Annotated in this window: 13 protein-coding genes and 1 pseudogene; 11 read left to right on the top strand and 3 right to left on the bottom strand. The window is 47.1% G+C overall.

Annotated elements, in window-relative coordinates; all coding sequences use genetic code 11:
• The 3 genes and pseudogenes from ACOJS8_RS02710 to ACOJS8_RS02700 all read left to right on the top strand — a co-directional run.
• A pseudogene (locus ACOJS8_RS02710) lies at positions 1-878 on the top strand (glycine dehydrogenase (aminomethyl-transferring)); the annotation flags it as partial.
• Positions 879-1,057: 179 nt separating this feature from the next.
• Positions 1,058-3,061 (top strand): OmpA family protein, encoded by a 2,004-nt coding sequence (locus ACOJS8_RS02705; protein ID WP_420146991.1) that lies wholly within the window; start codon positions 1,058-1,060, stop codon positions 3,059-3,061.
• A gap of 66 nt (positions 3,062-3,127) precedes the next feature.
• A complete protein-coding gene (locus tag ACOJS8_RS02700; RefSeq protein WP_420146990.1) occupies positions 3,128-3,937 on the top strand; it encodes a tryptophan-rich sensory protein in 810 nt (269 codons plus the stop codon).
• Between the two features lie 58 nt (positions 3,938-3,995).
• On the opposite strand, the gene ACOJS8_RS02695 is transcribed toward ACOJS8_RS02700, so the two are convergent.
• On the bottom strand, positions 3,996-4,442 hold the full coding sequence (locus ACOJS8_RS02695; protein WP_420146989.1) for a peptidylprolyl isomerase: 447 nt from the start codon (positions 4,440-4,442) through the stop codon (positions 3,996-3,998).
• Positions 4,443-4,767: 325 nt separating this feature from the next.
• Here ACOJS8_RS02695 and ACOJS8_RS02690 point away from each other — a divergent pair, with 325 nt between their 5' ends.
• The 5 genes from ACOJS8_RS02690 (at position 4,768) to ACOJS8_RS02670 (ending at position 9,529) form a co-directional block, all read left to right on the top strand.
• Positions 4,768-5,070, top strand: coding sequence for a DUF952 domain-containing protein (locus ACOJS8_RS02690; RefSeq protein ID WP_420146988.1), 303 nt, complete (start codon positions 4,768-4,770; stop codon positions 5,068-5,070).
• A 101-nt stretch (positions 5,071-5,171) separates the two neighbouring features.
• Complete coding sequence (locus ACOJS8_RS02685; protein WP_420146987.1) at positions 5,172-6,668, top strand: efflux transporter outer membrane subunit; 1,497 nt, start codon at positions 5,172-5,174, stop codon at positions 6,666-6,668.
• Positions 6,669-6,826: 158 nt separating this feature from the next.
• Positions 6,827-7,897 (top strand): mannose-1-phosphate guanylyltransferase, encoded by a 1,071-nt coding sequence (locus tag ACOJS8_RS02680; RefSeq protein WP_420146986.1) that lies wholly within the window; start codon positions 6,827-6,829, stop codon positions 7,895-7,897.
• Positions 7,898-8,053: 156 nt separating this feature from the next.
• On the top strand, positions 8,054-8,581 hold the full coding sequence (locus tag ACOJS8_RS02675; RefSeq protein ID WP_420146985.1) for a hypothetical protein: 528 nt from the start codon (positions 8,054-8,056) through the stop codon (positions 8,579-8,581).
• An 87-nt stretch (positions 8,582-8,668) separates the two neighbouring features.
• Positions 8,669-9,529: a serine hydrolase gene (locus ACOJS8_RS02670; RefSeq protein WP_420146984.1), complete on the top strand. Its 861-nt coding sequence runs from the start codon at positions 8,669-8,671 to the stop codon at positions 9,527-9,529.
• 165 nt (positions 9,530-9,694) lie between these two features.
• Here the strand turns inward: ACOJS8_RS02670 and thiL are convergent, their stop codons facing one another.
• Both thiL and ACOJS8_RS02660 read right to left on the bottom strand, forming a co-directional pair.
• A complete protein-coding gene (thiL, locus tag ACOJS8_RS02665) occupies positions 9,695-10,717 on the bottom strand; it encodes a thiamine-phosphate kinase (protein WP_420146983.1) in 1,023 nt (340 codons plus the stop codon).
• 78 nt (positions 10,718-10,795) lie between these two features.
• Entirely contained in the window at positions 10,796-11,242 is a 447-nt protein-coding gene (locus ACOJS8_RS02660; protein ID WP_420146982.1) for a hypothetical protein, read from the bottom strand.
• Between the two features lie 105 nt (positions 11,243-11,347).
• On the opposite strand from ACOJS8_RS02660, the gene ACOJS8_RS02655 reads away from it, so the two are divergent.
• The 3 genes from ACOJS8_RS02655 to ACOJS8_RS02645 all read left to right on the top strand — a co-directional run bounded on the left by ACOJS8_RS02655 (position 11,348) and on the right by ACOJS8_RS02645 (position 13,692).
• The gene (locus tag ACOJS8_RS02655; protein WP_420146981.1) at positions 11,348-11,599 is read left to right on the top strand and encodes a cytochrome b5 domain-containing protein; all 252 of its coding nucleotides are present in this window, start codon (positions 11,348-11,350) and stop codon (positions 11,597-11,599) included.
• 66 nt (positions 11,600-11,665) lie between these two features.
• On the top strand, positions 11,666-12,514 hold the full coding sequence (locus tag ACOJS8_RS02650) for an N-acetylglucosamine kinase (RefSeq protein ID WP_420146980.1): 849 nt from the start codon (positions 11,666-11,668) through the stop codon (positions 12,512-12,514).
• 107 nt (positions 12,515-12,621) lie between these two features.
• Positions 12,622-13,692: a 2Fe-2S iron-sulfur cluster-binding protein gene (locus ACOJS8_RS02645; RefSeq protein WP_420146979.1), complete on the top strand. Its 1,071-nt coding sequence runs from the start codon at positions 12,622-12,624 to the stop codon at positions 13,690-13,692.
• The last annotated feature ends 9 nt before the right edge of the window (positions 13,693-13,701 follow it).

The raw sequence follows: 13,701 nt of genomic DNA, 5'->3' as shown, positions 1-13,701 counted from the left end.
TGGATGGCGCTAACATGAACGCACAAGTAGGCTTAACTAGTCCTGCTAATATTGGCGCCGATGTTTGTCACTTGAACCTACACAAAACCTTCTGTATTCCTCACGGTGGTGGTGGTCCTGGTATGGGACCAATTGGTGTGGCAGCGCACTTAGTGCCGTATTTACCTGGTCACGCTGTGGTAGATATCGAAAAAGGAAAATCTATCCCAGCGGTATCTTCTGCGCCTTGGGGTTCGGCTAGTATTTTGTTAATTTCTCACGCTTACATTGCTATGATGGGTGCTGAAGGTTTAACCAATGCCACCAAATATGCCATTTTAAACGCAAACTACATGAAAGCGCGTTTAGAGCAACATTATCCGGTGCTTTACTCTGGAGCTCAGGGTCGTTGCGCACACGAGATGATTTTAGATTGCCGCGCATTTAAAAACTTTGGTATTGAGGTAACCGATATTGCCAAACGCCTGATGGATTACGGATTCCATGCGCCAACGGTTTCGTTCCCTGTAGCCGGTACGCTGATGATTGAACCAACCGAGTCGGAATCCAAAGATGAACTCGACCGTTTCTGCGAAGCGATGATTGCGATACGTAATGAAATTCGGGAAATCGAAACAGGCGAAGCTGACCGGACCAACAACGTACTGAAACATGCTCCGCATACTGCTACGGTGGTATTAAGCGATAGTTGGAATCGGCCCTATAGTCGTGAAAAAGCTGTTTATCCGTTGCCACAGGTTCGCGCTCGCAAGTTCTGGCCTAGTGTTAGCCGGATTGATTCGGCCTACGGCGACCGCAATCTGGTTTGCGCCTGCGTTCCAACGGAAGCCTACGCTGAAGACGTAGTTGAAGAAGCGGGTGTTGCTCAGCAAGTTTAGAATTGAATAGTACGTAACACGGGTGGAAAACCGCGATTTGTGATCGGCGTAAACAGGCAGACAAATCGCGGATTTCCACCCGTGTTGCGTTAAATAAAAAGGGGATTGTATTCGTTAAAAAGTAGACCCGTCCGAATTTACCTTATCTTGGGCGTGGAAAGTTTTCTGCTCACAATTCTATGAAAAGCATTACGTCGTCTGCGCTACTGGTAGCGATGAGTTCAGCTCTGATTCTGACGGGTTGTAATTCGGCTATGCAGGCGTATAAAAAAGGCGTTCGGCATTTCGACGCCGGAGAATATAATTTAGCGCTAACTCAATTTCAAAAAGCTTCTACAGGCACTATCGATCAGGCTCGACTGAATTATTACGAGGCTGAATCATATCGTCTGTCAAACCGATTTGGCGAAGCAGCCCCGTTTTATCAGAAAGCGATTGAGGCCAACACAACCGAACCGGATGCCCGCTTCAACTATGCCTATGCATTAAAATCGCAGGGAAACTATGCCGCTGCCCTGGAACAATTGCAGCAATACGTAGCAAATGCGCCAAAAACAACGGCCAAGGCTACCCTCGAAAAAGCAAAGCGCGAGGTAGAAACCCTAAAAGCGATTGACATCATTGCCCGGAATAAATCGCTCATTACGCTTAAAAATTTGGGTAGTATGAACTCGACGGGTGCTGAGTTTGCGCCTGTGATTCGAGGTGAAGAGCTGGTGTTTACATCGTCGCGGAAAGAGCAGGTTTATAAGAATAATGGCCTGCCAATGCTGGGTTTGTACAAAACCAAACTTCCTCAGAATCCGGACGAAACCGGAAATTCGGCACCAACGGGTGCACCTGAGCAGTTCAGCAGCAACGTTTTTCAGGGTGATGTAAATGAAGGGACGCCAGCTTTTACGAAAGATGGCAAAACCATGGTTTTTGCTCGCGGCAATAACGGAAAGAAGAAGGGCGGTTTAGATGTCGATCTGTACATCAGTCGATTAGGCGATGGGGGGGCATGGAGCCAGCCACTACGTTTGCCCATCAGCGATTCAACCGCCTGGGATGGTTCGCCTGCATTCTCGGGAGACGGGAAAACGCTCTATTTTGCTTCCAATCGGGCGGGTGGAGCAGGTGGTATCGATTTGTACCGAACCAGCATCGACGCATCAGGGCGATTTAGCCGACCGGTCAATATGGGCCGCGACATCAATACGCCCGGCGACGAAATGTTTCCGTACGTTGGTGCTAATGCTAAATTGTACTTCTCGTCAGATGGTCATCCAGGCTTGGGTAAACTGGACGTATTTGTGGCAACCCGTTCGGGTGGCGTAACGCGGGTTGAAAACATGGGCCAGCCGATCAACTCGCCAGCCGACGATTTTGGATTAGTTTACGTTGACCCTACAAAAGGGTTTCTGGCCTCAAATCGCCCCGGTGGTAAAGGCGACGATGATATATATTTTTTCCAGGAAGGCATGACACCCGGTACGCCGACGGTTGCCCAAAACCCTCCTGCGAACGCTCCTAAAACAGTACGTTATTTTATCGCTGGTACGGTTTCGGCGAACGAAACGCCCATTACGCCACTTGATTCGGCAAAGGTGCGGATTCTGGACGATGCAACGGGTCAGCCAATTGCCGAAGTAACGACGGGTCAGCCCGGTACATTTGGGAAATATCCTTTGCAGGAAGGGAAGGATTACACGATTCTGGCTGAGCGGAAGGGATATCTGACGCGCAGGGAGCAATTTACGATGCAGGGGAAAAGCATTCCGGAGATATTCCTGACGAAACCCGAAACGGACACAACCTTTAACGTAGCACTGCTGCTCGACAAGGCGACGCTCAACAGAACGTTTGTACTGGAGAATATTTATTACGATCTGGATAAGTACAACATTCGCCCGGATGCGGCTGTCGAACTGGATAAACTTGTAGCGATCCTACAGGATAACCCAACTTTGAAAATCGAATTGGGTTCGCACACCGATACGCGCGCCAGCGATGCGTATAACCAGAAATTATCACAGAACCGGGCCAAGTCGGCTGTCGAATATATTGTTTCGAAAGGAATTGCGGCCGATCGTCTTACGTATAAAGGGTACGGCGAAACGCAGTTAATTATCAAAAACGCTAAAACGGAAGAGGAACACCAGCGTAACCGCCGAACGGAGTTCAAGATTACAGAGCTGTAGAAAGCCCTGCAAACAAACAGATAAACCCGTTGGTTGATAGCCGTATCAATCAACGGGTTTGTTTTTATGAAAAACGATCGACTTCGGCAATTTCTCGTTGTGTTCAGCATAATAACACTGCTTGTGATGAACTATCTGTCCAATGCAGGGGCGTTTGGTGGACGAACGAATAGTGATATTTCTGCTAAATACAGTACGCTCATCACACCAGCGGGTTACGCATTCTCGATCTGGGGCCTGATTTTTCTAGGTCTTTTGGCGTTTGCCGTCTACCAGGCATTGCCTGCACAACGAACAAATCCACGCTTTCGGGCAGTCGGATGGTGGGTCGTATTAAATGCGTTCTGCAATGCGATCTGGAGTCCACTATTTAATAACGAACGTATCGGACTGGCTCTGGTAGTTATTCTGGTGATGCTGGGTTCACTCGTTATTATTGAGCAGCGTTTACTTGCCCAGCCGAACGTTCCATTTTTGTCGATCGACCCCGACGTTACGTTGCCCGAATCAGCCGCTCCGGCTCAGGAAACGTGGCTGGCTCGTATTCCTTTTTCGATTTACTTTGGCTGGCTGACGGTGGCTACAATTCTGAACGTAGCGGTTTATCTGAGATCGACAAATTTTAGCTTGCTTGGACTCAGCGAACAAACCTGGGCGGTGACTATTTTGATTGTCGGGCTACTGGTCGGTGCTGTTGTGTTTAACCGATTCCGAAGTGTAGCGTATTTACTGGTATTTACGTGGGCCTATGCCGCTATTGCTGTTAAGCAGGCGGAATATGACCAGATTCGGTTAGTGGCTATCGCTGGTGCTTTTGTTGCCCTAGCACTAGCTATTGGCGGTCTGCTCTCTCGTAAGACGCCTGCCTATAGTTAATAACAAACGTAGCGCGGCTGAAAGGCCGCGCTACGTTTACTTTAGAAAAACCTGCGGTTTAAGCCGCTTCCTCTTCCAGTATCGTGATGCTGTTGATTTTGTCGCCTTGCCGAATTTGATCGATTACATCGATACCCTCAACAACTTTACCAAAAACCGTGTGGTTACGATCGAGGTGAGCCGTGTTCTGACGGTTATGGCAGATAAAAAACTGCGAACCTCCCGTATTACGTCCCCGGTGAGCCATCGATAAAACACCACGGTCGTGGTATTGATTATCACCTGTCAGCTCGCAGTCGATTGTGTAACCAGGACCACCTGCCCCTGTACCGGTTGGATCGCCCCCCTGGATCATAAAATTAGGGATAACGCGGTGGAACGTAACGCCATTGTAAAATCCTGATTTGGCGAGCGAGATAAAGTTATTAACCGCTTTCGGAGCATCTTTCTCAAAAAACTCGATCAGCATCGTTCCCTTATCGGTATTCATTTGTGCCTTTGGCATAAGTAAAATCGATTTTGTTGTATTGGCAAAATTACAAGGATTTCCCTTCTTCATAAGCACATAATAGAGAACTGAATAGAATATAAAGTCAAGCTGAAGTAAATAACCTGGAGAATTAATACTATGAATAAGTCAATTTGCTAGCGCGGTTTTTTGAAATAATGCTACTAAATTGCCTGACTATAAGTCATAAAAGATATTCGCTACGTGTTGAGTTCTTGCTTTTGTTCAATATTACTTAACCCTATTTTGAAAAATAGGTAGTATTACTCGGGTAAGTCCCGAAGCTTATAGAGAATGCCGAATAAATTGAAATTATTTATAAATGAACCTGATTTATCATATCGTCTTAGCTACTGATTGGAAGCAGCAGGAAACTCAGACGGATTACAAAGCCGCCAGCCTGCAGACTGAAGGATTCATTCATCTATCTCAGAAGGAACAAGTTAATGGTACGTTGAATCGGTATTATCAGAACACACCAAATCTTCTGCTTTTGCATGTCGATGCCAATCGGTTGAAGCACGAATTAAAGTACGAAGCATCGACCAATAATGAGCTGTTTCCGCATTTGTACGGTCCTTTAAATAAAGATGCTATCGTGAGAATTGAAGAACTGAGTGTATAAGGCTTAACAGGCCAGGGATTCGTTGTCAATAACCCAGATGGTCGTCTGCGCGACGAATGGTTCGGTTTCGTAAGAATAGCCGAAAAATTAGTAACTCTATAATGAAAACCTACTTAAGAAGCATTTGTGTAGCTAGTTTAATCGCTTTACAGGCAAATGCACAGACTGCGCCCCTCAATGCACCAGGGGGCGCTGTGACCGTTCAGCCCGGTGCAACCCCCGCCGGGACAACCGGAACGGTTCAGCCTCAGCCACAGGCCAACACGGCAGTTGGTGCACCCACTACGTCGGCGGCCGTGCCCAACTCGAATGCGTCTGTACCCGCTTTAACAATCAGCGGATTCCGTCGTTTCGGCGACCCAATGCTTGAATCACTAATTCAGCTTGGATTAGATAACAGCCCAAATCTGCGAGCTGCTTTAAGTCGGTTGGAGGAGTCTCGCATTCGTATACGAGTTGCTCAATCATTCCTGTCGCCATCGATCCGGAGTTCGGTGTTAATTACCACTCAGAGTTTATCAGAACGTCGGCCACTTTCTGTTCCGAATCAGGCTGATTTGTTGCCACGTTTCCAGTTAAATACCTTTCAGCTCCTACCCATTGATGCTAGTTACGAACTGGATCTTTTTAAGCGAATTCGGAGCAATATTGCTGTGGCGAATTTACAGGAGCAGGCTAGCGATGCTGATTATCAATCATTTCGGTTAACACTGGCGTCCGACATTGCACGAACGTATCTTCTGATTCGTGGTAACGACGCTGAGCAGGCTGTTTTTCGCCGGAATATCCAGTCGCGCGACTCTACGCTTTCCATTCTGCGCGAACGGTTTCGGGTCGGCCTGATCAATCAAATCGACGTTCAGCGTGCCGAGACCGATTATGCCAGTTTACAGGTAACGTTGAAGGGATTGGAACGGGCACGTATTGAGTTGGTCAATGGATTAGCGCAGCTTTGCGCACAGGACCCAAACCAGTTTTCTGTACCGGTCGGTACGTTGCCAACGGCTGTACCAACGTATCCTTATGCCAACGTATCGACGGAGCAACTAGCCCGTCGGCCGGACTTGCTTCAATTTGTTCGGCAAAATCAGATAGCCACGGCTCAGGTGACGCTTCAGCAGGCTAGTACGTTGCCCAGAGTTACATTGGTGGGTTCTGGTGGTATTCTATCGGGCAAGATCGGAAATTGGGTTACGCCAAGTGCCGCTACGTATATTGTTGGAGTCAACGCATCGGTGCCTTTGTACGAAGGGCATCGGGCTCGCCAAACCATTGCGTTATCGAAACAGCAGATTCAAACCAGCCAGCAGACGTATCAGCAGGCGCTTCAGCTGGCGCAGCGAGATGCCGAAACCGCTTTGGACAATCTGACTTTACTACGTCAGCAAATTGATATGCAGGGCCAGACTCTTGCTCTGGCACGCCGGACAGAACAGTATAATCGTGAGCTTTATGTTCGCGGGTTAGCTACGTATCTTGAAGTACTTGATGCACAACGTACCATTCTTACAACAGAACAACAGCTAGTACAGCTACGTAGCCAGGAGACTCAATATGCCGTGGCTCTGCTCAGAGCAGTGGGGGGAGATTTCAATTAATAAATTAACACATAAAATACGCCTTACAATTTGGCCTGATGAAATTGTAAGGCGTATCTTGTTTACAAATTTGTCAAAATGTAACTTATAACCTATACTTCATAAATTAGTTAGATATAAACAACTTTGCCCAAATATTACCTCAATAAACCTTATCAATGAACCATACATACGTTGTTATTATGGCTGGAGGTGTCGGAACGCGATTCTGGCCATTCAGCCGAACCAGTTATCCTAAGCAATTTCATGATGTACTCGGCATGGGCCGAACGCTGCTTCAGCAAACCGCTGATCGTTTTGACGGTATCTGCCCTCCCGAAAATATTTTTATCGTTACCAGTTCTCTTTATAAAGATCTCTGTCAACAGCAATTGCCACAGCTTTCTGACGATCAGGTGCTGTGTGAACCCATTGCCCGTAATACGGCTCCGTGCATCGCTTACGCCTGCTATAAAATTGCGCAGCGCGACCCTGAAGCTAATATTATAGTGGCGCCGGCCGATCATATCATTTTAAAAGAAGAAGAGTTTAAACGTACCATTCAAACGGCGCTTGACGCTACAAAAGAGCAGGATATTCTGGTAACGCTGGGTATTCAGCCGAGCCGTCCGGATACGGGGTACGGCTACATCCAGTACATTCCGGAATCTGGGCAGTCGGTTAAAAAAGTGAAAACGTTCACCGAGAAGCCCCATCTCGAACTGGCGCAGCAGTTTGTAGACAGTGGCGAATTCGTCTGGAATGCCGGTATTTTCGTCTGGAATGTTCAGGCTGTTATAAAAGCTTTTGAAGCGCATCTGCCCGAAGTTGCCGAAATTTTTGCCGAAGGAAATGACGCCTATTATACCGAACAGGAGAAAGCGTTTGTTGATAAAGCATATTCGCTGACCAAAAGCATTTCGATTGACAACGGCGTCATGGAAAAAGCCCATAACGTATTCGTTGTGTTAAGTGATTTCGGCTGGTCTGATCTGGGAACCTGGAAGTCGCTTTATGAAGTGTCGGACAAAAACGAAGACTTCAACGTAGTAGATGGCCATATCATGCTCTACGATACGAAAAACTGTATCATCAAAACCCCGAAAGACCGCCTGGTAGTCGTTAATGGGCTAGACGGTTACATTGTGGCAGAATATGATAACGTATTGATGATTTGTCGGAAAGAAGAAGAGCAAAAAGTCAAAAATTTCGTAGCCGACGCTAAAGAGCGGGGCACCGAGTACGTCTAGCCGGCTCGATTACTTTTAACTCAACCCGAACAGCTCAATGCCTGGTTTGCAAACCAGGCAGTGAGCTGTTCGGGTTGATGATTTCTGACAAAGAAGGTATCGAAAACAATGGCAGAAAGAATCTGTTCGTTACTTTTACGAACTGCCGATTGACTTGTGAAAAGAATACTACTCCCCTTAACGCTGCTACTGGCTGGTTTTTGCTTCGCCTGCAAAGACACTAATTCCGGTTTTTCGCCCGGTGCTGGCGATTCGCGTATTACCGGTACGTGGCGGCTCTACGAACGTCGTTTCTCGAAAGACTCTACCTTATATTCTATTTCGATCACCAAAGATTCGGTTCTTCGGGACTCCGTTTACGTCACGAAGATCGACACAATACGTATCAGTCGGGATACGAGTTTTTATACAACCAGACGCTATGCCGGCTTACCTCAGCAAACACTCACCTTCGGAGCGGATGGTAGACTGGAGAGAAGCGGTGAGGAAGTGACCTATTACGCGCCATATAAATTCTATCGCGTCGATAAAACGTACCCCGATAGCCTGTTTGTTGATTTGTTCATTTACACAAATGGCGCTAACATTCCTGTGCGACAGGGGCTTGAATTTAAGCAGGATACGTTGATACTGAAGCCTTTCTGCGAACGGCCATGCTATTCGAAACTGCTGCGGGTTCGTTAATATTCAGTCGACTTTTGCCTTGGTTATATGAATGCAGACAAGATGTGTCTTAGAACGAATCGCCCACTACTTTTTCTGATAATGGCTATGCTGTCTGGAGTTCTGGCGTACGCGCAGCCAAAACAGTCGTTAGATCAGTTGAAGCAAAAAATTGAAAGCGAACTCAATAATCAGACGGGCAATTTTGCGGTCGCCTTCAAAGACATCCATACCGGGCAGGAACTGCTTATTCGCGCTAACGAGGAATTTCATGCAGCCAGCACGATGAAAACGCCTGTCATGATTGAAGTGTATAAGCAGGCCGCTCAGCACAAGCTGTCTCTGTCGGATTCTATCACGATAACCACCGAATTCAAGAGTATTGTGGATGGTAGTCCCTATCAGCTTCGCGCTATTGACGACAGCGATACAACACTTTATAAAGCCGTTGGCACAAAACGCACGATAGCGTCGTTGGTGTACGACATGATTATCTGGAGCAGCAATCTGGCTACCAATCTGGTGATTGACCGGGTAGGGGCGGAGAACGTAACGCAGACAATGCGCGAATGGGGCGCTAACGATATTCAGGTTAGGCGGGGTGTTGAAGATAGCAAAGCATTCGCGAAGGGCCTGAATAATACGACCACAGCGTATGATCTGATGCTGATTTTTGAAAAGATCGCTACTGGAAAAGCGGTTAGTTCGGAAGCGTCAAACGCGATGATCACTACGTTGCTGGATCAGAAATTTAATTCGGCTATTCCAGCCAAATTGCCTAAATCAGTGAAAGTTGCGCACAAAACGGGTTCTATTGCTGGCGTTCGGCATGATTCAGGCATTGTTATGCTACCCGATGGGCGCAACTACGTATTGGTTCTGTTATCGAAAAATATCAAAGATGATACCACTACGTCGGCAACGATGGCAACCGTGTCGGAATGGATTTATCAATACATAACGCAGTAGTCGCTTCGGTCAGGTGCTGATCGTTTCAAGCGGCTTGTTTCATTTTCTCAACCAGATAGGGCGCTGCCGAAATCGATTTAGGTAAATGCATTGTTCCGGCCAGACAACGTAGCGCTGACCAGAACAAAAGTGGCAATAAACAGGTAAATCGGTTAGAGGTCAGCGCTACGTTGTATGCCAGCCCTGCGCCCGAATGGGCGTCTGTTGCCCTGCTTTAGTCGCCAGAACAACCTGTGATGGATCATTCGTCAGATACCCAATGGCTGTGACATGAGCGCTGTTCGCTAATTTTTCAAAGGCCTGAGGACGTACCGTAAATAGCAATTCATAATCTTCGCCCCCGTTTAGTGCAGCCGTTACCGGACTGATCTTAAACTCATCAGCCGCCAGATACGTCTGATCATCAATCGGTAAATTTTCGTCGAAAATTACCGCGCCTGTTCCTGACTGTCGACAGAGATGGAGCAACTCAGAAGCAAGCCCATCGGAAATGTCAATCATTGCTGTTGGACGAACACCAAGCTCCCGTAGTTCGTGAACAATGTCGGTGCGCGCGTCCGGACGTAATTGACGCTGTACTAAGTATGAACGTTCTTCGGACAGATTAGGCTGCATGTTGGGATCGGCCAGAAAAACCTGTTTTTCACGCTCAAGCAACTGGAGGCCAAGGTAAGCCGCCCCTAAGTCACCCGTAACGCAAACCACATCGTTTGCCTGTGCGGTGTTTCGATACGTAATAAGATCCTTTGAAACCTTACCGAGAACCGTCACGGAAAGAATCAACCCCGATCGTGAGGCCGTCGTGTCGCCACCAACCAAATCAACATTGTATGCCTGGCAAGCGGCCCGGATGCCTTCGTATAGCTCATCAATCGCTTCGACCGGAAAGCGACTACTCAGGCCAATACTAACGGTGAGTTGCAGGGGGAAACCGTTCATAGCGGCAATATCCGACACCCCAAACGTAACGGCTTTATAGCCAAGATGCTTCAGCGGTACGTAGGTAAGATCGAAATGGATACCCTCTACGAGCATGTCCGTAGACAGTAAGCCGTAATCTTCCCCCCACTCGAATACAGCGGCATCATCGCCAATACCCCGTATGGTTTCTGCATGGGTCGGGGAAGGAGTTCCCTGTTTTATTCGTTCGATCAGGCCAATTTCACCTAGTGTATTAAGGTCAGTCATAATAGAAGTAACGCGCATTAAAAAGCCGCTCCGGTTGTTATACGGAACGGCTTCGGGAAATAATTAGTTTACGGCAAATTACTGACGTGTCAGGGTGTACACATTTACGGTATTACCTGTCTTAACGCTGCCTTTTGTCCGCGTAATTTTCAGATTATTTTCATCAATTGAATTAATCGTGAATTCAAGGGTTCCTCCAGTTTCCGATAGCTGGGGATTCATATCGGTTATCAACAGTTGTGTATCTGTGGGAACACTGTATTTTCCGGTAGACAAAATTCCATCATAATCGGTATACTTTGCTGTTGGTGCCGTGCTTAAGTCAATAATAAACTTAGAATAGTCGCGTATATTTCCAGTCGCTCCGCGCGTGTAAACCGTTACGTTGTTTTCTTCAACCTTGCTGGGCACCCAAACTTTGGCAATAAGCTCGGAAACGGGCGGAGCAGAGTCTTTCTTACAACCCGATAATAAACCGGCAAGCACTATTGCCGAAAACAAAACAATGACCGAAGTCTTTCTCATTGTTAATCGATGCATATAAACAGAAGTGGCTAAAGTTACGCTAATTTTGTGGTCACTCGCAAAATTGATACCTAATTATTCGCTTGTTTGACTTAACGGAATAAAATGAGAGTTGCTGATTCTGGTTCGGTTAATAACTATACACGTTCTCAATTAGCGTTACATAATGGACAGGATCGCGACGAAATCTGGTGCGCCTATGCAGGTATCATTTACGACGTATCGACCTCGCGCCTTTGGCGAAATGGCAAACATTACGAACACTGGGCTGGGCAGGATCTTACAGACGAACTTGCCGACGCTCCTCACGCGGATAGTGTATTCAAACGTTTCCCCGTGGTTGGAAAGCTGCTTTAGTTATACCCGTGCCAAACTTTAAGTTGAGTCATATAGAAACATTTGGCCAGAAAATAATTCTCATTTATGCTTCTTATTGCCGACAGTGGCTCTACAAAAACCGATTGGCGACTCGTTACTGCTGAAGATCAGGTTCGTGTAATACAAACGGATGGATTTAATCCATATTATCAGACTACGAGCCAGATGGTCGATACGTTGCAAAGGCAGTTGGTTCCTTGTGTAAACAGCGAAGCCATAACCAGCGTCTTTTTTTACGGAACGGGTTGTACCGGCCCTGCTGTGAATCATATTGTGGCCGATTCGTTGCGGGCGGTATTACCAGCGTTAGAAACTGTAGAGATAAACAGTGATATGCTCGGCGCGGCCAGAGGGGCTGCCGGAAACGAATCGGGTATTGTTTGTATTCTGGGTACAGGTTCGAATGCATGCTGCTACGCTAAAGGCCAGATTATTCGTGGTATTCAATCGCTGGGCTTCTGGCTGGGCGATGAAGGGAGCGGAGGTTACCTGGGAAAAACACTCGTTCGTGATTTTTTTCAGGAACGTCTGCCAGACACACTCCGGGAAGCCTTTCAGAATCGTTACGCGCTTGATCGCGCTACGTTGCTGCAAAATGCATATCAGAAACCATTTCCGAACCGTTACTTCGCAGCGTTTACACCGTTTCTGTCCGAGCATGCAAATCATCCATACGTAATAAAACTTCTAACGGATGCTTTCGAATTATTCCTGACTACGTATGTGAAGCGTTTTCCGGAGGCAGCAATATGGCCAGTTCATTTTGTTGGTTCTATTGCCTATTACTTTGCTGCGCCCTTACGTCAGGCTGTCCAGAAAACGGATCTGATGATGGGCGATATTCTGAAAGCGCCAGCCGAACGCCTTGTTGAGTACCACAAAACCATTGTGTAACGTACCTTTGTGGTCAGCTTATCAGTTCCGGTTCCAAATTCCAGAATTGAATGTGCGTATGAACCTGGAACCGGAATGATAAATCTGCAACAATCTGAATTAGAAGAATGGCAAATAGATATTATTTGAAAGTAAAAGACGTCATTCGGGAAACGCCCGATGCTGTAACCATAAGTTTTTGGCATCCTATTAACGAAGAAGTTCGTTATCAGCCTGGTCAGTTTTTGACGTTCTTGCTCAATATTAATGGTCAGAAGCTTCGCCGGTCCTATTCGATCTCATCGTCACCGCATGTTGACGTATCGTTGTCAGTTTCCGTAAAACGGGTGCCGGGTGGAATAGCTTCGAATTATCTCTGCGATCGTCTCAAACCGGGCGATATTCTCGAAACGCTGGAGCCAATGGGTACCTTTACCCCTAAACTCGATCCACAGAGTCGTCGAACGCTTGTCTTGATTGGTGCGGGTAGTGGCATTACCCCGTTGTTTTCAATGGCAAAATCGGCCCTGCACGTAGAGCCTAATAGCCGAATCTGGCTTATTTACGGTAATAGGAATCAGGGGTCTATTATTTATAAGGCGCATCTTGATGCCATGGAGCAGGCCTACGGACGGTCAAGATTTCAGGTGACGCATGTTCTGAGCCAGCCCTCCTTTGGTTGGACGGGAGCCGAAGGTAGACTTAATCAGCATTTGCTGACCAAGCTTCTTGAACAAATACCTTCCACTGAACGTCAGAATACAAGTTTCTATTTGTGTGGACCCGATGGAATGATGGCTGAAGCCCGTTCTGCGTTGTCGTTAGTAGGAGTTGCGTCTGAGCGGATCCACAAAGAAAGCTTCGCTCATGCGCCCGTAGCAGCTGGCGACGTAGTAGAAGAACCTATGACGGCAGCTGATAGCGGAACGCCCGAAGTAACCGTTTTATACGAAGGGAGCGAATATAAATTTGCTGTGGCACCCCATCAAACGATTCTGGAAGCGGCTCTGGATCTGGATATTGACTTGCCTTACTCATGTCAGGCGGGTATGTGTACTGCCTGCATGGGACGATGTATTTCGGGTAAAGTAAAACTGGATGAAGAGGACGGCCTATCAGAGTCGGAACTCAAAGCCGGATACGTTCTAACGTGTGTAGCTCACCCAGTTGGGCCAGATGTCGTAATTGAAATAGAGTAGAATAAACGT

The sequence above is a fragment of the Spirosoma sp. genome (assembly GCF_048594605.1).
Lineage (GTDB): Bacteria > Bacteroidota > Bacteroidia > Cytophagales > Spirosomataceae > Spirosoma.
This window is presented reverse-complemented; position numbering and strand designations above follow the sequence as displayed.